This window comes from Fimbriimonadaceae bacterium, from assembly GCA_023957775.1.
Classification (GTDB): Bacteria; Armatimonadota; Fimbriimonadia; order Fimbriimonadales; family Fimbriimonadaceae; genus JAMLGR01.
Window position 1 is genome coordinate 77,466 of sequence record JAMLGR010000012.1, and the last position, 24,128, is coordinate 101,593.

Annotated in this window: 22 protein-coding genes and 1 pseudogene; 12 read left to right on the top strand and 11 right to left on the bottom strand. The window is 65.6% G+C overall.

Features of this window, described 5'->3' with window-relative positions:
- Window positions 1-6: 6 nt before the first annotated feature.
- From M9921_11070 to M9921_11080, 3 genes are read left to right on the top strand one after another with little or no spacing between them, the layout of a single operon-like run.
- Complete coding sequence (locus M9921_11070; GenBank protein ID MCO5297389.1) at window positions 7-1,494, top strand: sugar ABC transporter ATP-binding protein; 1,488 nt, start codon at window positions 7-9, stop codon at window positions 1,492-1,494.
- Entirely contained in the window at window positions 1,491-2,489 is a 999-nt protein-coding gene (locus tag M9921_11075; protein MCO5297390.1) for an ABC transporter permease, read from the top strand. Before M9921_11070 ends, M9921_11075 begins: the two co-directional genes overlap by 4 nt.
- Before the next feature lie 4 nt (window positions 2,490-2,493).
- Window positions 2,494-3,495 (top strand): ABC transporter substrate-binding protein, encoded by a 1,002-nt coding sequence (locus M9921_11080; GenBank protein ID MCO5297391.1) that lies wholly within the window; start codon window positions 2,494-2,496, stop codon window positions 3,493-3,495.
- Window positions 3,496-3,541: 46 nt separating this feature from the next.
- On the opposite strand, the gene M9921_11085 is transcribed toward M9921_11080, so the two are convergent.
- Genes M9921_11085 through M9921_11100 form a run of 4 tightly spaced genes read right to left on the bottom strand, consistent with a single transcriptional unit; the run spans window position 3,542 to window position 7,986 of the window.
- Window positions 3,542-4,315, bottom strand: coding sequence for a class II aldolase/adducin family protein (locus tag M9921_11085; GenBank protein ID MCO5297392.1), 774 nt, complete (start codon window positions 4,313-4,315; stop codon window positions 3,542-3,544).
- Entirely contained in the window at window positions 4,312-4,908 is a 597-nt protein-coding gene (locus tag M9921_11090) for a hypothetical protein (protein MCO5297393.1), read from the bottom strand. The genes M9921_11085 and M9921_11090 overlap by 4 nt, the downstream gene beginning before the upstream one ends.
- Window positions 4,901-5,596, bottom strand: coding sequence for an alpha/beta fold hydrolase (locus M9921_11095; protein ID MCO5297394.1), 696 nt, complete (start codon window positions 5,594-5,596; stop codon window positions 4,901-4,903). The genes M9921_11090 and M9921_11095 overlap by 8 nt, the downstream gene beginning before the upstream one ends.
- Window positions 5,569-7,986 (bottom strand): prolyl oligopeptidase family serine peptidase, encoded by a 2,418-nt coding sequence (locus M9921_11100; GenBank protein ID MCO5297395.1) that lies wholly within the window; start codon window positions 7,984-7,986, stop codon window positions 5,569-5,571. The genes M9921_11095 and M9921_11100 overlap by 28 nt, the downstream gene beginning before the upstream one ends.
- 33 nt (window positions 7,987-8,019) lie before the next feature.
- Between M9921_11100 and M9921_11105 the strand changes: the two genes are divergently transcribed.
- A complete protein-coding gene (locus M9921_11105; GenBank protein ID MCO5297396.1) occupies window positions 8,020-9,171 on the top strand; it encodes a beta-lactamase family protein in 1,152 nt (383 codons plus the stop codon).
- A gap of 10 nt (window positions 9,172-9,181) precedes the next feature.
- On the opposite strand, the gene M9921_11110 is transcribed toward M9921_11105, so the two are convergent.
- The gene (locus tag M9921_11110; protein MCO5297397.1) at window positions 9,182-11,392 is read right to left on the bottom strand and encodes a transglutaminase domain-containing protein; all 2,211 of its coding nucleotides are present in this window, start codon (window positions 11,390-11,392) and stop codon (window positions 9,182-9,184) included.
- A gap of 124 nt (window positions 11,393-11,516) precedes the next feature.
- On the opposite strand from M9921_11110, the gene M9921_11115 reads away from it, so the two are divergent.
- The 3 genes from M9921_11115 to M9921_11125 are packed head-to-tail and all read left to right on the top strand — an operon-like array spanning window position 11,517 to window position 14,663.
- Complete coding sequence (locus M9921_11115) at window positions 11,517-12,518, top strand: uroporphyrinogen decarboxylase family protein (protein MCO5297398.1); 1,002 nt, start codon at window positions 11,517-11,519, stop codon at window positions 12,516-12,518.
- A gap of 40 nt (window positions 12,519-12,558) precedes the next feature.
- On the top strand, window positions 12,559-13,833 hold the full coding sequence (locus M9921_11120; GenBank protein MCO5297399.1) for an aminotransferase class V-fold PLP-dependent enzyme: 1,275 nt from the start codon (window positions 12,559-12,561) through the stop codon (window positions 13,831-13,833).
- Window positions 13,830-14,663 (top strand): MBL fold metallo-hydrolase, encoded by an 834-nt coding sequence (locus tag M9921_11125; GenBank protein ID MCO5297400.1) that lies wholly within the window; start codon window positions 13,830-13,832, stop codon window positions 14,661-14,663. Before M9921_11120 ends, M9921_11125 begins: the two co-directional genes overlap by 4 nt.
- Here the strand turns inward: M9921_11125 and M9921_11130 are convergent.
- Entirely contained in the window at window positions 14,658-16,964 is a 2,307-nt protein-coding gene (locus M9921_11130; protein MCO5297401.1) for a CocE/NonD family hydrolase, read from the bottom strand. The two genes, M9921_11125 and M9921_11130, sit on opposite strands and share 6 nt — an antisense overlap.
- Window positions 16,965-17,055: 91 nt before the next feature.
- On the opposite strand from M9921_11130, the pseudogene uvrB reads away from it, so the two are divergent.
- Window positions 17,056-19,041, top strand: a pseudogene (uvrB, locus tag M9921_11135) (excinuclease ABC subunit UvrB).
- A 144-nt stretch (window positions 19,042-19,185) separates the two neighbouring features.
- Here uvrB and M9921_11140 read toward each other — a convergent pair.
- On the bottom strand, window positions 19,186-19,626 hold the full coding sequence (locus M9921_11140; protein MCO5297402.1) for an Hsp20/alpha crystallin family protein: 441 nt from the start codon (window positions 19,624-19,626) through the stop codon (window positions 19,186-19,188).
- Between the two features lie 120 nt (window positions 19,627-19,746).
- On the opposite strand from M9921_11140, the gene M9921_11145 reads away from it, so the two are divergent.
- Genes M9921_11145 through M9921_11155 form a run of 3 tightly spaced genes read left to right on the top strand, consistent with a single transcriptional unit; the run spans window position 19,747 to window position 22,137 of the window.
- Window positions 19,747-20,928, top strand: a complete 1,182-nt coding sequence (locus M9921_11145; protein ID MCO5297403.1) for a sodium:proton antiporter — start codon at window positions 19,747-19,749, stop codon at window positions 20,926-20,928.
- Between the two features lie 36 nt (window positions 20,929-20,964).
- A complete protein-coding gene (locus tag M9921_11150; protein MCO5297404.1) occupies window positions 20,965-21,180 on the top strand; it encodes a hypothetical protein in 216 nt (71 codons plus the stop codon).
- Window positions 21,181-21,225: 45 nt separating this feature from the next.
- Complete coding sequence (locus M9921_11155; protein MCO5297405.1) at window positions 21,226-22,137, top strand: hypothetical protein; 912 nt, start codon at window positions 21,226-21,228, stop codon at window positions 22,135-22,137.
- Between the two features lie 57 nt (window positions 22,138-22,194).
- Here M9921_11155 and M9921_11160 read toward each other — a convergent pair whose 3' ends face one another.
- The 4 genes from M9921_11160 to M9921_11175 all read right to left on the bottom strand — a co-directional run bounded on the left by M9921_11160 (window position 22,195) and on the right by M9921_11175 (window position 23,656).
- Entirely contained in the window at window positions 22,195-22,725 is a 531-nt protein-coding gene (locus M9921_11160) for a hypothetical protein (protein ID MCO5297406.1), read from the bottom strand.
- Window positions 22,725-23,060, bottom strand: a complete 336-nt coding sequence (locus M9921_11165; GenBank protein MCO5297407.1) for a VOC family protein — start codon at window positions 23,058-23,060, stop codon at window positions 22,725-22,727. The genes M9921_11160 and M9921_11165 overlap by 1 nt, the downstream gene beginning before the upstream one ends.
- A gap of 38 nt (window positions 23,061-23,098) precedes the next feature.
- On the bottom strand, window positions 23,099-23,410 hold the full coding sequence (locus M9921_11170; protein MCO5297408.1) for a hypothetical protein: 312 nt from the start codon (window positions 23,408-23,410) through the stop codon (window positions 23,099-23,101).
- 75 nt (window positions 23,411-23,485) lie between these two features.
- Window positions 23,486-23,656 (bottom strand): thioredoxin family protein, encoded by a 171-nt coding sequence (locus M9921_11175; GenBank protein ID MCO5297409.1) that lies wholly within the window; start codon window positions 23,654-23,656, stop codon window positions 23,486-23,488.
- Between the two features lie 38 nt (window positions 23,657-23,694).
- Between M9921_11175 and M9921_11180 the strand changes: the two genes are divergently transcribed.
- Window positions 23,695-24,081 carry a hypothetical protein gene (locus tag M9921_11180; protein MCO5297410.1) on the top strand — a complete coding sequence of 129 codons (387 nt, stop codon included), beginning with the start codon at window positions 23,695-23,697 and terminating at the stop codon, window positions 24,079-24,081.
- Window positions 24,082-24,128: the final 47 nt, after the last annotated feature.

Below are 24,128 nucleotides of genomic sequence, written 5' to 3' on the forward strand. Positions count from 1 at the left end.
GCCCCAATGTCGATTCTCGAGGTGCGCTCGATCACGAAGGAGTTCCCCGCCGTGCGGGCGCTCGACGACGTGAGTCTGGCGTTCGAAATGGGAGAGGTGCACGGGCTCGTCGGCGAGAACGGGGCGGGCAAGAGCACCTTGATGAAGATCCTCTCCGGCCTGGAGCAGCCAACCGCGGGTTCGCTTCTCGCCGCCGGAGTGGAGTTCCACCTGGCGAGCGTCCGCGAGGCGTTGGACAAGGGCATCGCCATGATCCACCAGGAGCTGAACCTCGTGGACGATCTCACGGTGGCGGAGAACATTTTCCTCGGCCGGGAGCCCCAGCGCCGCGGAATGCTGGACCGCCAAGCCATGCGCACGGAGTCTGCGAAGACGTTGGAGCGGGTCGGAGCGGCGTTCGGGCCAGACGCGAGGGTTGGCGAACTCCGGCTGGCAGACAAGCAGTTGGTGGAGATCGCCAAAGCCGTGTCGTGCGCGGCGTCGATCCTGATCATGGACGAACCCACAGCGGTGCTCAGCGACCGGGAGTCCGAGTCGCTGTTTCGGCTGATCGACGAGTTGAAGGGGCAGGGGCTCACCATCGTCTACATCTCCCACCGCCTTGCCGAGATCGAGCGCGTTTGCGATCGCGCGTCCGTGCTGCGCGACGGGAAACTCGTGGCCACGCTTTCCCGCGGCTCTTTCGATCCGCGCGCCTTGGCGAAGCTGATGGTGGGGCGAGAGCTGGGCGACTTCTACCCAGAGATTCCTCCGCGTCCCGAAGGGGAGCCGACGCTGGTGGTCAAGGGAGCGCGGGTGCGGGGCATCGTCGAGTCCGCCGATCTCGAGGTGCGGGCCGGGGAGGTCGTCGGAATCGCCGGTCTGGTCGGTTCGGGACGCACGGAGTTGGCCGAGGCGATCGTCGGCGCGCGGCGCCTGAGCGAAGGGACCGTCACCCTGGCCGGCCAACCGGTGCGCACGGGATCCGTCAAGCGCGCCTCGGAACTGGGAATCGCCTACGTCAGCGAGGACCGCAAGGGCACAGGCCTGGTGATGGAGATGGACGTGGTGGAGAACATCACGCTGGCCAGTCTCCGCGCCTTCTGCAAGCCTCTGGTGTCTCGCAAGGCCGAGCTGGAGGCCGCGGAGCGGTGGAAGGAGGACCTGGGTATTCGAGCCGGCGACATGCGCGCCGAGGTGCTCTTTCTCTCCGGCGGCAACCAGCAGAAAGTGTCGATCGCAAAGTGGCTGCAGACCAAGCCGAGGGTGCTCATCCTCGACGAACCCACGCGCGGAGTGGACGTCGGAGCGAAGCACGAAATCTACACGTTGATCCACCAACTCGCTCGCGAAGGGTTGGCCGTGGTCGTGATCTCCTCCGAACTGCCGGAGATCATCGGCGTATGCCAACGGGTGGTCGTGATGCGGCAGGGTAGGACGGTGGGTGAATTGGTGGGACCCGAAATCACAGAAGAGGCGATGATGGTGTTGGCGGCAGGGGTGGACGCGGCGTGAGGAAGTTTTTCCAGGAGTACGGGGTGCTGGTGGCCTTCGTGCTGCTCTTCGTGATCAACGTCGTCACGCGCGGCGAGAACTTCCTGCAGGCCGAGAACCTGCGCAACCTCGTGGCCCAGAACGCCTACGTGGGGATCATCGCGGTCGGCATGACGTTCGTGATCATGACCGGCGGGATCGACCTGTCCGTGGGAAGCGTGTTGGCCTTTTGCGGGGCCGTCGCGGTCCTGGTTCTGAACAAGCAGGAAGCGGGCGGGGCGGCTTCGACCACCGCGATCTTGGTGGCCGGACTGGCCTCGGTGGGCGTCGGCCTCGTCTCAGGGTTGGCCAACGGCATCGCGATCGCCTTTGGGCGTGTGGCGCCGTTCATCGTCACCTTGGCGGGATTGGCCGGCTTTCGGTCCTTGGCGCTGGTGCTGGGCGAGGGGGGCGAGATCCGGTCCCACGTGCCGGCCTTCGGCGATTTCGGATTCGGCGGTCTGCCCATCCCGGGGACCGTGACCCAGAGCGGAGAACCCCTCGTGTTGTATTGGAGTTTCTTCGCGTTCCTCGGGGTAGCGCTGGCCGCGAGCTTCCTTCTGAATAAGACCCGCTTTGGGCGCTACGTGATCGCGGTTGGCGCGAGCGAGCGCGCGGCCCGCTACTCGGCGATCAACACGCGATCGGTGAAGATCGCGGCCTACACCCTGATTGGCGGACTGGTCGGATTCGCGGCGTTTTTGAACGCGGCCCGGATGAACTCGGTGGGCACCGGTTCGGTCGGGCTCTTCTACGAACTGGACGCGATTGCGGCGGTCGTGATCGGGGGGACGAGCCTGCGGGGGGGCAAAGGTAGAATCTGGGGCACCGTCGTGGGCGTGGTCTTGCTGACGCTGATCGCGAACATGATGACCGCGTACCGCATCGACACGAACTGGCAGGGATTGGTGCGCGGCGCGGTGATTCTGGTGGCCGTGCTTCTGCAACGGGGCGGCAAGTCCGCCGACGAGGGATAGGGCGATGATGAAGAACAAATGGATCGGTTGCGTCGCGGTGGCGGCGATGGTGTTGGCGATGCTGGCCGGGTGCCAGCCCAAGGGCGGCACGACGACCGCGTCGGGCGGCGCGGGCGGCGGCGACGGCAAGACCTACAAGGTGGGCGTTTCGATTCCGGCCGCCGACCACGGTTGGACCGCCGGCATCAAGTGGTGGGCGGAAGAGGCCGCAAAGCTCTACCCGAACATCCAGTGGACGATCGAAGACGCCAAGGGGCCCGACGAGCAGATCGGCGACCTGCAGAACCTACAGAGCCAGGGCGTGGACGCGCTCGTGATCCTCGCCACCGAGAGCGCGCCGATCACCCCGATCGCGAAGAAGCTGAAGGAGGCGGGCATCCTCATCATCAACGTCGACCGCGGCTTCACGGAGCCCGTGGCCGACCTGTTCATCGAAGGCGACAACAAGGCGTTCGGCCGGAAGTCAGCGCAGTACATGGCGCAGAAGCTGAACGGGAAGGGCAACATCGTGATCCTCGAGGGCATTCCCAGCACGGTGAACACCGACCGCGTGACGGCCGCCCTGGAGGTCTTCCGCGCCTACCCCGGCATCAAGGTCGTGGCGCAGGACAGCGGCATGTGGAACCGGGAGACGGCCGAGAAGGTCATGCAGAACATGCTCGTGGCGCAGCCCGCGATCGATGCGATCTGGGCGAGCGACGACGACATGGCGCTGGGCGTTGAGAACGCGCTGAAAGCCGCCGGCCGGGACAAGAACATCTGGATTCTCGGCGGCGCCGGCATGAAGGATATCGTGAAGCGCGTGATGGACGGCGACCCCATGTACCCCGCGGACATCACCTACCCGCCCTCGATGATCGCCGTCGGCATCCACGAAGCCGCCTCGATCCTCACCGCGGGTCGCGAGAAGACCCTCCAGTTCATGCCCAAGCACCTCGTGCTAGACGTGGACCTGATCACCCCGGAGAACGCGAAGGACTACTACTTCCCGGAAAGTGCTTATTAGCGTGAGGCGTGAGGCGTGAGGCGTGAGGCGCTTTACGCTTCACGCTTCACGCTTTACGCTTTACGCCCAAAACGCCCTGCCGATAGTGCTCATCCGGCCTTCGGTGGATGCGCTCGATCTGCTCGGGGGTCAGGGTGACCGGCTCTTGGCCGGTGCCCAGTGCGTGCAGCCAGACCTGGGCGGCCTTCACCGCCATGTGCGTCGCGGCCTCCACCGACGCGGGGGTGTCTCCGAGCGCGAAGAGGCCGTGGTTTTGAAGCCAGAGGATCTTTGGGGCCCCCCGGTGCGACTCGATGTGCGCCTGCACCCGGTCCCTAAGTTCACGCCCTAACGGGAGACCCGGGTCGACGTAGGGAATCCAGCACGTCGCGGGTCCGCAGCAGACGATCTCGTCGGGAAAGAGCCGGCGCCCCGCGAACTCTTCCGCGCGGGGGGTGCACAGCAGCCCGAGGAGCGGGGTGGGGTGCGTGTGCGCGATGAACCGCACGTCGGGCAGGCGCAGCAGCCACGCGTGCAGGAACGTTTCCACGCTGGGCTTCGGCGCGCGCGGATCCTTGCGCGCTTGTTCGAGGCAGCGCCGAACCGCCTCGTCGTCGAGGTCGGGACCCTCCAGCGCCGCCAGGATCGGGTCGCGGAGGACTTCGACGAAACCGCCGGCTTTGATGCCGTGCAACGAGACGCCGCTCGCCTTGATCCACAGGGAGTCGTCTGCCGCCCGGGCGCTCGTGTTCCCCTCGGCGAGGATCGCGTAGCCCAGTTCCGGCGCGGCCAAGCGGCGACTCATCGCCACAAGATCGACCAGAGTGTCGCGCGGGTTCACAGCTTATTATGGGGGGACGGGACTCGGGAATCGGGATTCGGGAATCGGCGCCTCGGGCTCCTTGTGAGGCTCACCTCTCCCGAAAGTGCAACACTGGCATCCCAAGTGACATGAGGGGTGTGCAGCATCCATCCACTCCCTTGAACCCAAACATCCAAGACGTGATTCCTCGAGAGCGAGATCTTGAGGTCGCCCAAGGCGCTGACTTGAACGCGCCTCACCACGAGGCTGGCCCTCTCTACCTCCCGAAAAAACTGTTGGCACACCCTCCAACGGATCGCGTCGTTTGGATCGCCTGGAGGGGTCCGTCGTCGAGGGAGGGCGACGCGTTGGACGCTCCTGGGGAATTCGAAGTCATCCGAACCCATCACGTACCGGGTTCCGCAACGAATGCGCCAGGAACACTCGACGTTTAGGCTCACATCGGCCTTGGTGATTTCCACGCCGCGCTTGTTGAGTTTTGGCTTCTGCTCGCCGAACTCGAACACGTGGAAGATGGGTTTCCAGTAGTCGCTTAGAGGCAAGCCAACGAGGAGGCTGCGAAGTGCCTCTTGCAGTTCGCGCTGGGCGATCTGCTCCCAGCGGTCACCCATCGGGAGGCCCCTCAGGTAGCCACTCCTCCACGGTACCGGCTACCTCCGCCAGCACTTCGGCATCCGTACGGCCGCTTCGCTTGAGCACGTGGAACGAGTGGTCGGCGTGCTCGAGCCAGTGCATCTGAAAGCCGGGGCCCAGGCGGGGGAGCACCGCGTCCATCAACTCCTTGTCGCACAGTGGGTCCTGCGTGCCGTTGAGGCAGAGCGTCGGCACTTGGATCGCAGGCAGGTGCGCGTCCCGCAGCTTGTTGAACTGGCCGGGTGGGTGCAGGGGGTAGGCGCAGAGCAACAATCCGTCGCACGCAAACCCCTCGGCCGCCATCATCGATGCGCAGCGTCCGCCCATCGAGTGCCCACCGAGGAGGATGCGCTTCGGGGCCAGCCTCTCACGTACCGAAGCGACGACGGAGTTGAAGCACGCCTGCAGCTTCGGCATGCGATCCGGAATGCTGCGCCCCGACGCTCGGTAGAGGAAGTTGAAGCGCACGACCTCGAGACCCAGTTCCAGGAAGACCTCGGCGAGCGAGGCCATGTGGCGGTGCTCCATGTGGCCGCCCGCACCGTGCGCAAACACGAGCGTGCCTCGCGGCGCCTCGGGCGTTTGGATGAGAACGGGAGCCTCCTCGCCCTCGACCCCTACCGTCCACCTCGTTTCGGTCATCGGAGCCCGGGCGCGTTCCTCCACGCCTGGTCGCCCGACTCCACCTTCCAATCGTTGCCGTAGAACCCAGCGCCCCGAATGCCCTGGTTGCCGAGCAACGCCGAGTCGGCGCCGATCACGATCCAGTCCGGATACGCCACGCCGCTCACGAAATAGGGTAATCGGGTCGCGATCTCCGCGCCCTTCGGACCCGTGGCCGCGACGACTCCCACGAGCGAACCCGAGTCGTTCGTACGCGGAGCAACGAACAGCGCGGCGAGGTCGTCCCCGGCCACCGAGCGGCCGCCGACGACCACCGATCCCCGCTTGACCACGATCCCACCCTCGCCGAGCACCTTGGGCCACGCCGAATTCGTGTCCGCGTTCCCGTACAGGATGACGTTCCGGCCGTGGAACCGGACCGGGTCGAACGCCGTGTCGCGCACGATGTCCACCGAGCCGTTCCCCCGGTACTGGAACGTCTCGCTGTCGTAACGCGCCTTGGCGCTGGCCCACGCGTTCTCCTCGGGGGTGCCCGCGGTCCCGACCACGAACACCATGCGGTTCTTGAACGCCTCCTTGAAGGGTCCGGAGCGGTCGGCCCGCTTCACGTCGCGAGGCAACTCGGGGCGCCGCTCCCACGTGTCGCCCTTGCGCTCGAAGTGAGCGGTCGCGCCCGTCGGAGGGAGGTTCTCGAAGGTCTGGCCATCCAGCACCGCTCGCGTGAAGCGCGTCAGGCGGCGATCGATCGCCAGCCAGGCGACGTTCTCGGTGGTCCCGCGCAAGGTGTCTCCGTCCAAGGTGAGCTGAATGCGGCTGGGTTGCAGGGCGTGGATCTGCTGCTCGATGCTCGCCCAGTAGTCGCGGTTCGAAACCGCCGGGTTCATCGTAGTGAAGTCCACGCTCTTCACCTCCCGCGGCGAAGGGCGTTCGACCGTCTTGAACAGATCGAACATCGGCGGCCAGTCCACGCACTCGCCGCCCCACCAGTGGCCCGCCCCCGGCTGCTCGTGATACGAGAGCCGCGTGTGCCCCAGCTTCTCGAGCGTCTCCTTCATCAGGCGCGCCTCGCTGACGGGCACGTTGTCGTCCTTGTCGCCGTGCAGGATGTACACCGCGTCGGACAGGGTGTTGCGGGCCAAGAGCAACGTGTCGCTGGGCGAAACCGCGCGCGTGAGGATCGCATCGATCGGGTCGCTCCCTTCGAATCGTGGGGTACCGCCATAACTGAAGAAGCTCGACCAGCCCGCGCTGGGAGCGATCACGCCCCAGAGGTCGGGGAAGGTGACGCCCATGTGCCACGTGCCATGGCCGCCCATCGAGTGTCCCGTCACATCCACCTTGCGGCGGTCGTGGGGAATCGTGCGCTTGGCGATCTCGAGCACCTCGAGGGCGTCCCATCGACCCCAATCCTCCCAATCGAATCCGTACGGGCGGCGGTTCGTCGGCGCGACCAGCGTCGCCCACTCCTTCGAACCGTAAGCCGCCGCCTGACCCTCGCCCTCCACGCTCGCCCCGTGGAGGGTGAGAATCAGGGTGTTGGAGGTGGCGGGTTTCTGGGCCGGGTTCACGGCAAAGTACTGTACGCTCCCGTCGATCGAGCTTTCGAACGTGCGTCGATGCACCTGAAGGGGCGTCCGTACGCGAAGCTTGGTCGAGGCGCGGTTCAAGAGGAGGCGCGATCGGCCCTCGGTTTGGATGAGGTCCAGCTCCAGAGTCTGTTCGCCCGCCTCGTCCGCCCTGGGCGTCCGGATGGAAAAGGGCACCTTGCGCATCGAGAGGGCGGCAAGCGTGGGAACCTCGGTCTCCACCGCCTGGTCTCCGACGCGCGCCACGAGACGGGCCCCCACCAAAGGCTCGGCCTTGGCGTTGACCACCACCACCGCTCCGAGCAAGGGGCGCGACAGCCCGACGAGGACGTCCGGTAGGGTCGGGTCCCCCAGATCCAGGTAAGCGCCGGCGGGCGGTTCGGTCAACGTCGCATGGAGTCGTCCCCTTCCGACCGAGAAGAGGAACGCGTTGGTCCCCTGCCGCAGTTGGACCGGCACCTTGAAGTAGCCGAATCCGTAAGGGTCGCCCCCACGCGGTTCCCCGTTCACGTACACCAAGCTGTGCCCGGCGGCCTCGAGGATCCGGACCTCGGCCTTCGGCGATTCGACGGTCGCGTACGCGTAGCCGCCCCGAAGTGCGGCGTCTTCCAGCCAACCGTCGGCGTTCGCATGGATGCTCTTCCACGTGGCGTCTCCGCCGCCGAGCCGCGCGACCGTCGCGCCGTCTTGGGGCGTGCCGAGCGACCCGTCGACAATCTTCGCGAGCACCGCGTCCGCGGGAACGGGAAGCCTCCCTCCCCGGGCGACGCCCCCGATGGCGACAGCATCGACGATCGGAATCGGGGCGCCCACGAACAACGTCGAAAGAAGGGCAGCGCACAACATGGTTTGGAGTTTGGCACGGCTAGACTGGGATCCATGGGATCGATCGCATGTCTCCTTGCCTGCGCTTGCGCCGTTGCCCCAGCGCAGACGCCGATTCAGGCCGGCGAAGCAAAAGTCGCGGCGCTGCTCGGGTCGCTTCGGGAAGCGAGGGGTTTCCCGGGGGCCACGGTGGGCGTCGTCACGCGGGATGGCCAGTCCTTCACGGTCTCCGTCGGAGTCTCCGACGAGCGGACGGGCCGGAAGCTCATTCCCACCGATCGGATGCTGGCCGGCAGCATCGGCAAGACCTTCCTGGGCGCCCTGGTTCTGCGCGAGGTCGAAGCCGGGCGGCTGTCCCTCGATCAGAAGGCTGCGTACTGGCTGGGTTCCCAACCGTGGTTCAAGGGCATCCCGAACGCGGGTCGCATCACGCTGGAGCAACTCATGCATCACACGAGCGGCATCCCCGAACACGTCGAAGACCCCGCGTTCGTCGCGGAGGCCGAGGCCCACCCGGATCGCGTGTGGACCACGCCCGAGCGCGTCGCGTACATCTCCGGGCGTCCACCCCTGGCGCCACCCGGCGAGCGGTTCTCGTACGCGGACACCAACTACATCCTCCTCGGCGAGATCTACCAAGAAGAGACCGGTCGCGAGTTCTACGGCGATGCCCGGGCCTTGCTCCGGTCGCTCCATCTGGAGGGGATCATCCCTTCAGACCGCCGCCGGCTCGAGCGCCTGATCCCCGGCCACGCGCGCCCGATTCCGCCGTTCTCCCAGCAGGGCCCCACCCTCGTCGATGGGGTCTGTCGGCTCAACCCGCAGTTGGAGTGGACCGGCGGTGGGTTCGCCTCGACCGCCCTCGACTTGGCGCGATGGGCCCTCGCCTACTTCGGGGGTGACGTGGTGTCACCGGCGATGCGGGCCAAGCTCTTCGAAGGAGTGAAGGCCAACACGGGGCCGAACGAGCAGTACGGGCTCGGCGTTCAGATCCGCGAAACGAAGTGGGGCCGCAGCTATGGGCACGGCGGGTGGTTTCCCGGCTACCTCTCGGAGATGGAGTACTACCCCGATCTCGGTCTGGCGGTCGCGGTGCAGTTCAACACCGACGACGGGCGGCGAATCGGCGCCAGAACGCACGGCGTCATCGAGCAGATCGTGGGAGTGTTGGCCCCCATCCCCCCGCCCGAGCGGCAAGGGGGATGAGGGGTTTCGACTAGAACTTGTGGGCGACGTAGAGGTTGAACCGATTGTCGGTTCCGCTCGACATGCCCTTCCAGTCCGTGGTCCAGTTGATGTAGTTCAGGCCGATTTCAAGACCTGAGCCCAGGGTCCACTTGTTGTGCACGTACCAGGCGCGGTTTCGGATGCGGCCTCCAGACGCCACATCGCCATCGCGCGGATCATCGATGGTGTAGCCCACCGCGATGCGGTGGTTGGGAGACGATTTATAGCCCAGTTCGGCCCAACCGCCGCTGCTCTGGATCTCGTTCCCAGTGGTGGTGTTGACGCCTTGGCCGATTCCGCCTCGGAAGTCCGAGAGGTTCTCGCCGCTCCACCACTCGCCGCGGAGATCGCCGCCCCCACCGAGGTTGACCGAAGCGTCGACCCCGATGCCCTTGCTTTGGAACCGGGTCTCTCCGCCAACCGCGGTGGCGGTGCGCTCGGTTCCCGCCAGGCCCCAGACGCCGCCTTGGACGTTGGCGCCTTTGAACCCGAATCGGGCTTGGACGTGCGGAGCACCGGACTCCTCGCCGTCCCGGGTGCCGTTCATGTCCATGTCCTTCGCGTCGATCGCTCCCGTGAGGCCCAGGGCCACCGCAAACGTGGTGGGCTGGTTCTCAGGAGCGTAGGTGAATCGGACTTGCGGACGCCGATCACCGAGGTTGCCGGCGTTCCACATCATCGTGTCGTCGTTGGGCGAAGGGAAGAGCGGCGAGATCAGATCCCAGTCCTGTCCGATTCTCCAACTGGTCGGCCCATTCTTGAGGTCCACGTACAGGATGCGCGCCCGCGGGGTTTCCCGCGACTCGCTGCCCCCGTTTTGGAAGTCCAGCTCGATCTTGCCCGTGACGTCCCAGCCCTTGACGGCTCCCGACGGGGCCGCCAGGTTGAAACCCAACCGCGTGAGCCGAGGGTGCATCGCGAACTGCGCGTTGCCGGACCCCGCGGTGGAGTCGGACAAGACCCACTGCGGCGTTTGCGTGCCGCTGGTCTTGTGGCTGTCCGAGATCGCATCGAGGCGGACGAATCCGTACACGCCGATCTTCTCGCCCGTCGACGGCGCCACGGGAGTTTGGGGCTTCGCCCCGCTCCCGTTCGCGGCTTTGAGCGCGGCGATCTCCGCCTGTTGGCTCATCACGAGCCGACGGAGTTCGTCCATCTGTTGCTGCATGTCGCCGCCCTTCAGCTCGAGCACTTTGTACGAGAGCTCCCACGTGGCGTCGATGGTGTTGCCATCAGCCTCGGCATAGGGGTAGATGAAGTAGTTCCGCGGCCCCTGCTTTTGCGGGGGAGCCAGCACGAGATCGCGTCCTCGCGACATGGCCACGGCGCTTCGCTCGAGGATCAAGTTGCCGAACATGTGAGCGCTCGTCCTCGAATCGCCGCTGTCCTTCCAACGACGGCCGTCCGACGCGTCGACGGGCAGCCATCGGTTGTTCTGGTCCTGGAACCAGGTCCAACAGTGGTAGCCGCCGATCTTGCCCTCCATGGGCAGCGGATTGGCGACGGGCACGCCGGCGATCGGAAACCCATATTCGAGATAGGCGGGAATCCCTTCGCTGCGCGCGAGTGAAATGAGGTAGCTGTGCAGGTCGGAGCAGTTCCCCTTCTTGTAGTCGCAGACGAAGGGGACGTCCCCATCGCCCAATTGGGGCGACTCCTTCTTGTAGTCGTACTCCATCGTGGCGACCACGTGGTCGAACTCCGCGCGCACTTTGTCGATCGCGCTGACTTGGCCACTGGTGACCTCGTTGGCGATCGTTCCGAACCGGCCCCCGACGGGAACCTTGGCGTCCGGCTCCAAGAAGGCGACCGCCTTCGACGCATCGACTTGGCCGGGAGCGCTGCCCGCAAGAATGGCCGCTTCCGTCCGCTGGACCGTGAATGCGACCTCGACGGTAAACGGCGCCTTCGCTCCGTCGGCGTGCACGTAGACCATGCGGTTGTTGAACTTGGGCTCTTGGGTGATCCGGTGCGCGGTCGGACTCGTCACCACCACGTCGGACACGTGCTGGAACGCGTTGTCCGAGGGGAGGGGAAGCCACAAATCGAGCGCGCGCGCGCCGTTCGGGATCTTGGGGACCACCGCTTTGTAAGTGAACCGGGTGGTGAGGGTCTTGGGCCCGTCGACCGGAGTCGGGGCGGTTTGGGCCAGCGGGCACGCCGCTAGCGCGAGGACGAGATTCAAGAGGTGACGAGCCATCGGGCGCACCTCCGGGTTGTCGTTTGCATGATGTCTCCTTGATATGAGAGCGAGCGTTTCCGCAAGCCTCTCGCAATTATAATGGGATGAGGCAGAACGTGGTGCCCGGCCACCCCTGAACGGAATGAACTCCCTCGAACGCACCCTCCTATTTCTTCGCGGAGAAACCGTGGACCGTGTGCCGTTTCACCCGATCGTCATGCGGTTTGCCGCACTCCACGCAGGGGTCCCGTACAGGGCCTTCTGCCTCGATCCGGAGGCCCATGTCGAGGCCATGGCACGGACTGCCGCCGACTTCGGAATGGACTGGGTCAACGTCATGTCCGATCCCTATGCGGAGGTCGAGGCGTTTGGCATGGAGGTGCGGTATCCCGAAAACGGACTGCCGCATGAAACGGGCCCGCTCGCAGCAACTGCAGCGGAGGTGGAGACCCTTCGCGCGCCTCAGGACCTCACCCACCCTCGGCTGGACGGGCGGATTTGTCAGATCGAGCGCTTTGCCCGTCGCTTCGGCGACCAGCAGTTCATCGTGGGATGGGTGGAGGGACCCTTCGCGGTGTACTCGTTGTGGCGGGGTTTGGCGGACGCGTGTATGGACCTGTACGACGATCCCGCGGCCGTCGGGCGGGGCGTGGAGATCGCAGTCGCCTTCGCCAAGCGGTTTGCGGAGGCGCAGGTGCGGGCCGGAGCCCACGCGATCGGGATGGGGGATGCCGCGTGCTCCCAAATCGGCCCCGAGCAGTACCGCGAGTTCTTCCTCGAAGGGGAGAAAGAGATCGTGGCCCACGTGCACTCGCTCGGGGCGCTGGCGAAGCTGCACATTTGCGGGAACACCTCCCGGCTGCTGCCCGACATGATCGACACTGGGGCCGACATCGTCGATGTGGATCATCTCGCCGGCTCGATGGCCCCCCACGCGGCGTTGTTGGCGCCACACCAGGTGTTCTGCGGCTCTTCCGATCCGGTCGGTGTCGTGCGCGACGCGACACCGGAGGCGGTGTTCGCCTCCGCGCGGCGGTGCCGTGAGGAGGCCGGGGAACGCGCGATCGTCTCCGCGGGGTGCGAGATTCCGCCCGACACCAGCGACGCGAACGTCCGCGCCCTGGCGCGCGCGGCGGCCCTTTGATTGGGAAGGGACCCGGGCGGGTGTGTCGAACTCCAACGGCATGTTGAGCCGCCGTGCCTTTCTGGGGTCCGCGATCGCCGCCGGAGCGTTTCGCGACGACACCCTCGACCTTGTCGCCAAACTCGTCAGCAAAGCCGACGGCGTGCCCGAATTGTGTGCCGAGGACGAGGATTTCTGGATCCAGATTCAGCAGGCGTTCACCCTCGACCGCAACTTCGCGAACTTCAACAACGGGGGCGTCTGCCCGTCCCCGCGGGTGGTGCTCGAGGCGCTCGAACGGCAGTTGGAGTACTCCAACCAGGGGCCGAGCTACCTGATGTGGCGGCACCTGGAGCCTGAAATCGAGTCGGTCCGACGTCGGTTGGCCGCGGTGTTCGGATGCGACCCCGAAGAGATGGCCATCACCCGGAACGCGTCCGAGGCGCTGGAGATCTGCCTCCTCGGGTTCGACCTCGAGCCCGGGGACGAAGTGCTCACCAGCGACCTGGACTACCCGCGCATGGTCACCACGATCAAGCAGCGCGAGCGACGCGATGGAATCAAGCTCGTGCAGGTCGAGGTGCCACCCGTCGTGCGGTCCACCTCGGAGATCGTGAAGCGGTTCGAGCAAGGAATCACCCCCCGGACGAGACTGATCTTGGTGTCGCAGGTGGTCTTCCTCAACGGACAGATCAACCCGGTGCGCGAAGTCTGCCTGTTGGGTCGCAAGCGCGGCATCCCCGTCATCGTCGATGGCGCGCACGCGTTCGCCCAGTTCCCGTTCACGCGCGACGGGCTGCAGTGCGACTACTACGGGTGCTCGCTGCATAAGTGGCTGATGGCCCCCATCGGCACCGGCTTCCTCTCCGTGAGGAAGGAGAAGATCGCGGGCCTGTGGCCGATGATGGCCGCGGCGGAGGAGCAGACGGAGAACATCCGCAAGTTCGAGGAGATCGGGACGCATCCCGCCGCGAACCACAACGCGATCGCGGAGGCGCTGACCTTCCACGAGCTGATCGGAGTCGAGCGCAAGGCCGCGCGCCTGCGGGCCCTGCGGTCCCGATGGACGCGGGTCCTCGCCGACGAGCCCAAGGTGCGCTTCCACACCAACCTCCAGCCAGCGCACTCGTGCGGCCTGACCACCGTCGAGGTGGTGGGGATCGAGCCCGGGGACCTCGCAGGTTGGTTGCTCGATAAGCACGGGGTGTTCGTCACCGGCATCAACCACCCGAGCTTCAAGGGCATCCGCGTGACCCCGAACGTCTACACCACGTTCGAAGAGATCGACCGCTTCGCCGCGGCCATGCGCATCGCCGCGCGGGAGGGGATCGCGTGATCCTCGCGGCACTCGCCGGACTCGTCCTCGCCCCGCGGTGGGAGCTGGTGGTGCTCGGTGTCGCCCAGGATGCGGGCATGCCCCACTTGGGCTGCATGAAGGGCGCGTGCAAAGAGGTCCACGACGGGTTGCGGAAGCCGGAGAAGGTCGCTTGCCTCGGCCTGATCGACCGCACGACCGGCACGAACTACCTCTTCGACGCGACCCCCGACATGTCGGAACAACTCTACGCCCTCAATGGCGGACACCCGCCCGACGGCGTGTTCCTGACGCACGCCCACCTCGGACACTACACGGGCTTGATGTACTTCGGCCGGGAGTCGATCGGCGCGAAGAAAGTGCCGGTATGGGGCACCGAGCGGATGCGGAAGTTCCTGGCGGACAACGGGCCATGGAGTCTGCTGGTGACCCTCGGGAACATCGACCTGAACCCCTTGGTGCCCGACGAGGGCGTCGCGCTTCCCGGTGGGGTCACGGTGACACCCTTCCTCGTGCCGCATCGCGACGAGTTCACGGACACCGTGGGCTTTCGCATCGACGGTCCCAACCGAAAGGCCGTGTTCATTCCCGACATCGATCAGTGGGAGCGATGGAACCGCTCGATCCGAGACCTTGCGGACAAGGTGGATCTGCTGTTCGTGGACGGCACGTTCGGCGAGCCCGCCGAGATCGGGCGCAACCTCGCGGAAATCCCGCACCCGATGGTGCCGCACACGCGCGAACTCCTGCGCGGAGCCCGCGCCAAGCTATGGTTCATCCATCTCAACCACACCAACGCCGAGCGCGACGCGCCCGACGCGGTGAAGGAAGGCATGCGCTTCGAGTTATGACTTTGGCAATTCGTGGAACCGCAGGGCGCTCGGCCGCGCGACGTCGTGGAAGATCGTCTGGTGCGCGGTGACCATGCGCGTCCCCGTCGTCACCGGCTCCCCCGTGTTGAGGTTCCTGGCGTAGTTCGGGAACATCGCGCTGGTCACGATCACGCCGATGCGGTGTCCCGGCTTGAAGGCGTGGGCGGTGTCCCACAGGTCCAACGTCAACGAGTAGAGGTGCCCGGGTTCGAGCAACTCGGGGCGGTCCATGTTGTGCCGATACTGAGCACGCAGTTTCCCCGGCATCCCGACCAACCGCATGACGCCCTTCTCGTCGAAGTCCACCAGCATCGCAAAGAAGTCGGTGTCCACGACGTCGGTCTTGAAGTAGAGGTCCACCGAAAGCGGCCCTCCGACGAGTGTCTCCTCCTTGAGGGGCTCGGTCTTGAAGAGCGCGTAGTCGTCCTTGGTGCGAGCCTCCAACACGGTGCTTCCGCCGCCCGTACCGATCTCCAGCGTGTCCTGGAGCTTGAAGTCCGAGGGGTCGTAGGTGTAGGTGGTGGGCTTTGGCATGCCCTGCTTCTGTTCGCTCAGGAGGCCGTCGGCGGCGAAGTACAGGGTCGTCTCCGGCGCCTCCTTGGGCGGCCAGTCGGCGAACGTGCGCCACTCGTTGTCGCCGGTCACGAAGATCTTCACCTTCGGCAGGGCGTCGAGAACGGGCTTGTCCTTGAGCCATCGGTCGAACCACCGCAGGTAGACGGAGTTCAGCTCGAGGATGGCCCCGGGCCCATAGTCGACGTCGCCCATGCTGGACGTCGTGTTGAACAGGTGCGTCCACGGGCCGTAGATCAGGTACTGGTTGGGCTTGTGCAAGGCGCGCATCCGCTCCCAGTTGGTCTTCGTGCCGATGCCGTCCCCATCCCACCATCCGCTGATCATCAGGGCGGGGATGTCCACGTTCTTGAGGTCGCTTTGGAAGTTGCCCGGGGCGAACGCCTTGTTGGTCGTGCGGGTCCACCAATCGTCCACGAAGGGCACGTCGTAGCCGAGCACGGCGTCGTCGGCCTTCGTGATCGGCAGGCTGAGGAGGCCGCTGAAGTGGGTGACGGGAGCGAACGCCCCACCGACCCCTTCTTGGCCCTGCACCACCCGGGCCCACCAGATCGAGCCGAAGAGGAACGGGATTCCGTGGTCCCACGGGATGTTGTAGAACATGTCGGGCGGAGACACTTGCGGCACGATGCACTTGAGCGCGGGCGGCTTCTCGACCGCGGCCTGCCACTGCACCATGCCGAGGTACGAGCCCCCGATCATGCCGACCTTGCCGTCGCTCCAAGGCTGCTTCGAGATCCACTCGATCGTGTCGAAACCGTCCGCGCGCTCGGGCATGAACGGGTTCCAGTCGCCCTTGCTGTCGCCGCGCCCGCGCACGTCCTGCGCGATGAAAACGTAGCCGCGCTTGGCCCACCATTCGGCCTCGATCGCGGACGCCGCCCGCCCGTAGGGCGAGCGGACGAGGATCGCGGGGTACTTGCCTTCGGCCGTCGGGCGTGCCATGTCCGCGGCGAGCTCCACCCCGTCGCGCACGGGAATCTTCACCCCGCGCTCGACCTTGGCGGTGAACGTGGGCTGGCTGAGCTCGGGCATCTTGGTCGTCGGGTCCACAAACAAGGCCTCGTACCCCTTGGCGCCCACGTCGAGGCGCTGCGTCGGGACGAGCCAGCCCACGACCTCCTTCTTCGGGTTCAGAAAGACGTCGATCTCGACGTTGGGGAGCTTGACGCGGTAGGCGTCGATCACCTCGGCCTTGCCGCCGACCTCGATGCTCTTCGTGGCGAGGCGCACGATCTCGAAGGGCATCTCGGCAAGGGCTTCGGGGAGGAAGGTGGAGACCTTCTGGGAAGGGGGGCCATCCGGATTGAACTGCCCGATGGCCGTCGAGAGAATCCACGGATGGTAGTTCGAGAACACCGCGCTGGGAGGGGTGAACTTGCCCTCGGTCGTCTTGTCGTTGACCGTGACCCGGGTCTTGCCGTCCGCTCCCGTGAGGACGGCCTTCTGCGGGCCGGCCTCCTGCTCGAGTCGGAACTCGACCAGCTTGCCGTCGACGAACCGGCCGGTCAGCACGCTGTCGATCTTCTGTGTCGCCACCGAGAGGTGTGTCTCCGAGCGGAACGTCCCGTCGGCGTGGCGCTCGTACACCGTGGTGGCGATCTGGGACTCGGCGACACGCCACACGAGCTCCTTGGGTTGCCCCACGGCGATGGCCGCAAGCAGGGTCGCAAGGGTTGGGAGAAGCCAGCGCAAAGACCGCATCATGGGCCCAGTCTATCCCGCCCGCGAGGACCCGTACAGTCCTCCGATGGAGGGACGTGCCGTCGTGCGGCGGACCCCGGCGTAGAATGAACGGATGATCGTCTCCTACGACAGGCCCATCAAGCTGAGCCAAGACTTCTCTCCCAAGGGCGATCAGGCCGCGGCGATCGAAGGGTTGGTCGAGGGCCTCGATTCGGGGTACCGCTTCCAGACCCTGCTGGGCGCGACCGGCACCGGCAAGACCTACACGATGGCGAGCATCATCGCCAAGTCCCAGCGTCCCGCCCTCGTGATGGCGCACAACAAGACGCTGGCCGCCCAGTTGTGCCAGGAGTTCCGCGCGTTCTTTCCCGACAACGCGGTGCACTACTTCATCAGCTACTACGACTACTATCAGCCCGAGGCGTACGTGCCCCAGTCCGACACATACATCGAGAAGGACTCGAGCACCAACGACGAGATCGACCGGCTGCGCCATGCCGCGACCCAGGCGCTGCTGGAGCGGCGCGACGTGATCGTCGTGGCTTCGGTGTCGTGCATCTACGGCTTGGGCTCGCCGAGCGAGTACGCGGAGTCGGTGATCACGTTTGAGAGCGGGCTGCCGTTCGACCTCGACGCCGCGCTGAAGAAGCTGGTGCAGATGCAGTTCGTGCGCAACGAGATGGCGTTGGAGCGCGGCACGTTCCGCGTGCGCGGCGACACGCTGGAGGTGCAGCCCAAGGACGAGGAGGTCGTGACCCGGATCGAGTTCTTCGGCGACTCGGTCGAGCGGATTCGGCTCTTCGATCCCCTCACGCAGGAAGTGCTGGACGAACCCACGAAGGTCAGCATCTTTCCCGCGACGCACTACGTGACGCCGTGGGAGCGCCTCGACGCGGTGATCGAACAGATCGAGGAGGAGCTGGAGCAGCAGTGCGCCGCGTTCACGCAGCAGAACAAGCTGCTCGAGGCGCAACGGCTTCGCCAGCGCACCGAGTTCGATCTTGAGATGATGCGGGAACTGGGCTACTGCAGCGGCATCGAGAACTACTCGCGCTACTTCGACGGGCGGGCGCCCGGCACCGCGCCGTACACGCTGCTCGACTTCCTTCCCAGCGACGCCGTGGTGTTCATCGACGAGAGCCACCAGACCCTGCCGCAGATCCGGGCGATGTACAACGGGGACCAGCAGCGCAAGTCGGTGCTCGTCGACTACGGCTTTCGTTTGCCGTCGGCGCTCGATAACCGGCCGCTCAAGTTCGAGGAGTTCCTGACCCGGGTCAAGCAGGTGATCTTCGTGAGTGCGACCCCCGGCCCGTTCGAGGCCGAGAACGAGAGCAACCGCGTCGAGCAGATCATCCGCCCGACGTACCTGCTGGACCCCGAGGTCGTGGTGCGGCCGACCAAGGGCCAGATCGACGATCTCATGGCCGAGATCCAGACGCGGGTCGCGAAGAAGCAGCGCGCGCTCGTCACGACGCTCACCAAGAAGATGGCCGAGGATTTGACCGGTTATCTACAGGATTTGGGAGTGAAGGTGCAATACATTCACTCCAACGTGCATTCCTTGGAGCGCCCGGAGATTCTCCGCGATCTAAGACTGGGCGTCTACGACGTGATCGTGGGCGTGAACCTCTTGCGCGAGGGCCTCGACCTGCCGGAGGTCACGCTCGTCGCGATCCTGGACGCGGACAAGGAGGGCTTTCTTCGATCCGAGACGTCGCTGGTGCAGACCATTGGACGGGCCGCGCGCAACGTGGACGGGACCGTGATCCTCTATGCCGATCAGATGACCGGTTCAATGGAGCGGGCGATCGACGAGACGAACCGCCGCCGCGCGATCCAAGCCGCGTACAACGAGGAGCACGGTGTGGCTCCGGAGACGGTGAAGAAGGTCGTCCGCGAGACCGTGCGCTCCTACGACGCCGTGGCCGAGGTCGTGGCGCAGTACGGAGAGGGCATCGTCGATCCCGACAACCCCATCCGCCTCGAGGATCTGCCTCTGCTGGTCAACGCGATGGAGCAGGAGATGAAAGACCTCGCCAAGGCGATGGAGTTCGAGAAGGCGGCCGCCCTCCGCGACGAGATCGCCGCCTTGCGCAAAAACCTCGGGGCCGTCGACGGCAAGTTGGGCGTGAGTTCGAAGAGGAAGCTTCCCGGCCGGCACGGCCGGGAGCGCTGATCGTTGGTCGTTTGTCGGGGAGAGCCGTCGACAAACGACCAACGATAGACGACTAGCGGGCGCTTACGAAGTCGCCTGCTTATTGATCGGGACCTTGCGACCCACGACGCCCGGCGCCTTCGGCACCAACACGGTGAGCACGCCGTGCTCGTAGGATGCCTCGACCTTCTCGCGATCGACCGGAATGTCGATGGTGAACGAGCGCTGGAAGGAACCGTAGCTCCGCTCGATTCGAACGTAGTCCTCGCGATTCTCTTCCTTGGCGAACTCTCGCTCGCCTCGAATCGTGAGGACGTCGCCGACGAGCTCCACCTCGATCTTCTCCTCGTCCATGCCGGGCAGTTCGGCGACGAACTTCAGCGCCTCGGCCGTCTCCTTGATGTCCACAGCGGGCATCCAGGTGCCGCGCACTTCGTCGGACGCCCCGCCAAACATCTCGTCCATCATCTTGCCGAAGCGGTCGATGTCGCGAAGGCGTGCAAAGGGTGTGTAGCGGGTAATCATCGTTCTCAATTGACCTCCATTTTCGCCACTTGAGTGTGGCTATATCATATAACAACCCTATTATGCGCTCAAGTTCCAAGAATCTCAAGATTTTCTGACGGGCACGGGTAGTGTTGGCTGGTGTTCACGATCGATCGGATCGAGATTTTGCTCCTGATCGCCGCGGTGGTGTCGATTCTCGCGCGCCGCGTGCGGTTGCCCTACACGATCGGTCTGGTTCTCACGGGAGGGGCGATGGCGGTCTTCCAGTGGGACTCGGGGATCCGGGTCACGAAGGAGCTGATCTTCACCCTCTTCCTGCCGCCTCTGATCTTCGAGGCGGCGCTGGCCATTCGCTGGGGCGAGTTGAAGCGGGACATCGCGCCCTTGGCGGCGATGGCCACCGTCGGGGTTTTGTTGGCGAGTCTGTGCGTGTTCGCGGGCATGCACTACGCGCTCGGCTGGGATTGGCGTCCCGCGCTGATGTTCGGCGTCCTCATTTCGGCGACCGATCCCGTTTCGGTCATCGCGATGATGAAGGAGGCGAACGTCCAGGGGCGGTTGAAGCTGCTGGTCGAGGGCGAGAGTCTGCTCAACGACGGCGCCGCCGCGGCATTCTTCGCCGTCGCGTTGGTGGCGGTCACAGGAGAGGCTCCCACGGCGGTCGAGGCGGCCGGCTCGTTCTTGGTCACGGCTGGCGGAGGCATCGCGGTGGGCGCGCTCGTGGGCGGAGCATGCCTGCTGCTGATGGGCCGGACAACCGACCACCTGGTGGAGGTGACCATCACCACGGTGGCGGCGTTCGGAGCGTTCCTTGGCGCGGAGCACCTCCACCTTTCGGGGGTGCTGGCCACGCTCGTCTCGGGGCTGATTCTCGGGAATTGGGGACCGCTCAAGGCGCTCACGGCCCGAGGGCGGGACGATGCCGAGACGTTCTGGGAGTTTGCGGCGTTCGTGGCCAACTCGCTGGTGTTCCTTCTGATGGGGACGCGTTTGGCGCAACCCGATTACGCGCTGGTTTGGGTCGCCTCCTTGTCGGGCATCGGATTCGTGCTCTTGGGGCGCGCGGTCTCCGTCTACGCGGTCTGCGCGCTCTTCGCCCGCACGGGCAAACGGGTGCGGGGCCTGCACCAGCACATCCTCTTTTGGGGCGGGTTGCGCGGTGCGCTCGCCCTCGCGCTGGCCCTCGCGCTGCCCGAGTCCCTGCCGGGGCGGCACGAAGTGGTGACGGTGGCGTTCGCCGTGGTCGCGTTCTCGGTGGTCGTGCAGGGGTTGACGGTGAAGCCCCTGCTCGCGCGCATTCCCGCCGACCAGTGCGATTAGCCTCTGTCGAGGGCCCGACAAACGTACAATGAAGGCATGTTTGCGCTTTTCGCGGCGATGTTCGCGCTCTCCGGCCTCCAGAACCCGAGCCTGGACCAACGTGTGGCTTCGGTTCTCCCGACCGCCGCGGAAGACGCTTGGTTGAAGATTCCGTGGCGCGTCGACCTGATGCAGGCGCGGCGCGAGGCGGCGGAACTGCACAAGCCGCTCTTCCTCTGGACGATGAACGGCCACCCGCTCGGCACCACGTGAACCAAGGGGCAGATCGGCCGTGCGTCGATCTTCAGCCAACCCGAAGTGATCGAGCGACTCCGGCGCGATTTCGTGCCGGTGGCGGGGAACCTTCGCGAACTGCAGGGGCCCGACACCCCGGTCGCGCACTGGTTCGTGGCCATGGCCCGGAAGCTCAACTACCACGTGGACATGGGCGAGGAGGCCGAGGGCTACTACGTGTTCGGGCCCGACGGGGCGCCGTTCGCCTTCACCGACTGGCAATCCGCCGAGAAAGTGGTCGAAACTCTGGACGAAGGACTGTCGGCATCGCGCAAGCACCCTTCGGCGAATCCCGATTTCGGTGGTCCGTCCCCTCGACCGAAGCCGCCCGCCGAAACCGGGACGTCGGTGCTTCGCTCCTACGCCCGCATCCGACCGGTGCCGGAGGGGGCGAACCCCATCAACCGAAGCATCGGACGCGACCACATTTGGGTGTATCCGGAAGAGATCGCCGCTCTCTCCGCCCACCAAGTCGGCGATGCGTTCGATCTGCCCGCGACCTTTGCCGCGCGCCTCGCCCGCTTTCACTTGATCGACAACGTGCGTGGGGAGCCCGACATGTGGCTGCCGGAAGAGGTGCGCAAAGCCTCGTTCCAGGTGCATGTGCTCGCCCGGGAAGGTTCGGTGCTGCGTTTCGGACTCGAGGGGGAGTTTGCGCAACAGAACGCCGCGGGGAATCGCGGGCAGAGCGGAACGCTCGCGGCCGAGTTCGCCATCGACACCGCCGCGCGGAGGATCGTGCGGTTTCGAGGGTACAGCGAAGGGATCGCCTGGGGCTCGGCGATCGGGACGAAGTGCACCGAACTCGCACCGCCGGGCAAATACCCGTTGATCATCGCACTGGTGGAGACGGACGATCCGGTCGCGCAACTGGTGCCGCCGCAAGCCGCCTCTCTCGCAGGAGAGTATCGCAAGCCTCGGATCGGGAGTCGCTGAACGTCTTGGCACGCCCGTCGAGCGGTCGTGGGACTCAATGGGGCACGCAGATGGAATTCAGGGTTCGGGAGAGCCGAGCGATCGCCAGTGGGCCAACGCCTCCGAGCACGTCGGGCACAGGGACCATTCGGACATTTCGGGGTCGTTGGGGCGGGTTCCTGGACTCACCCACTCCTCCCCCATCTGGGTGAATAGGCACACCGAGCACGTGGGAATCCGGCGGCCTGGCCGCGGGGTCGGACGTTCGGCCATGGCCGACTCTTCCAGCAGGACCCCCTGGTAACGCAGCACGCCGTCGTCCAGGGCCTCGATCTCCAACTCCATCAGCCGCACCCGATCGGCGGAGTCGCAACGAAAAGGGACGATGACCGTCCGCTTGGTTCTCCGTACGCCGGCTGCGATTTCGCGATAGAGCTGGACGAGGGTCGGGTCGCCAAAGAAGCGGTAGAGCTCTTCGCCGATCACGCTCTCCGGCAGGTGCGGCGCCCCGTTTTCGATGGCGAACTGGCACCAGTTGGGATCGACCTGCAATATGCGGTCGTCGGCGTCGACGAGGTAGGTGTACCGTGTTTCCGGATGGTCTTCCACTACAGGTCGGCCTTCTTGACCCCTAACTGAACGGCTTGGATCGGGTTCCCGTCGGGATCCCGAAAGGTGAGCGAAGTGCCTTGGGGAAGCTCGTAGTAGTCCGCATCGACGTCGGCGCCGGCGGCGACGAGCTTCTCGCGCAACGCCTTCACGTCCGGGGTTCGAACACCGACGACCCATCCCTTCTTGGCCACCGCATACGGGGCGGACGCCCCTTCGAGGGGAGGGTGCAGGCCCAGCGCCCCGCCCTCCAGCTCGAAGTGCGACCAGTACGGACTCACGACCGCGGGCTTCAGCCCGAGCACGTCGCGGTAGAAGGCCACCGAGCGATCCATGTCGGATGTCTGGCACCACGTGGTCTCAAACCCCGCGATCACCGAAGCCCGCCTCTCTTTTGCGCCTTGAGAAACGCCTCCAACTTGTCGAGTTCGGCCTTGGTGGCGCGGGGCGCCCCTTTGCGAACCATCTCCATGAAGTGCGCGATCTCTTCGGGTTCCATCGGATGCCCGATGTTGCCGCCCTTCTCGCCGGGGCGGATCGAGTTGAGGATCATCTTGCCGTCCGCGTCGAGCATCGCGGTGAACGGCAATCCGGCTTTGTCTCCCCCAAGGTCGGCCATCAGCTTGGCCCCTCCTGGGTTCTCGGTAGCCTTCTTGTCCCCGCTTTCCAAGACGGTGACATACACTCGTACGAAGTATCGATCGAAAAACGGTTTGAACTGCTCCTGGTTCAAAACGGCATCCAGCCGTTTGCACCACCCTCACCACGAGGCGTGGAAGATGACGAAAAGGCTCTTCTTCTGGGCGCGGGCCTCTTGCTTGGCCGCCGCAAGGAGAACGTCCGTGCTCTTGGGCTTGGAAGGCGTCTGGCTCATCGCGCTTCCCACAAGGACCAGCAACACGGCGAGCGTGGAGAGTGGGCGGATCTTCATGGCCCCATTTTAGGCGACTTCGGTCCATAATGGGCACCATGTTTCGCCTGATCCTTGCGATCGTCGCGGCTGCGAGCCTGTTTGCTGCCGTTTCGGCGCAGAAGGCACCCACCGCGGACCGCATGGACGAGGTGATTCACAAGCTCGAAGCGTCCCGAAGATCCCAGGCGAAGATGCTGTTGGCCCGGGCGTCGGGCACGGGGCGGAGTGTGCTCCGATCGGCGCTCGTGGCCGCAGGGAAGATCCCGCCGCAGCCGACCAAACCCGCCTTGTGGTCGGACAAGAAGGCCCTGCAACTCACTTACGCCCAGTTGGGCAAGTCGCAACGAGACCTGTTCGCGAGCGTGCACGCGGCGATGTCGAAGTCGGATCAGGCGCTGCTCGTCGAGATGCTTCGGGTGCGTGCGGCGCTCCCTCGGAAGTGACCCGGATCCGCCCTTGGGGGAAACAGCCCTTCCGTCGGGATTGGCGA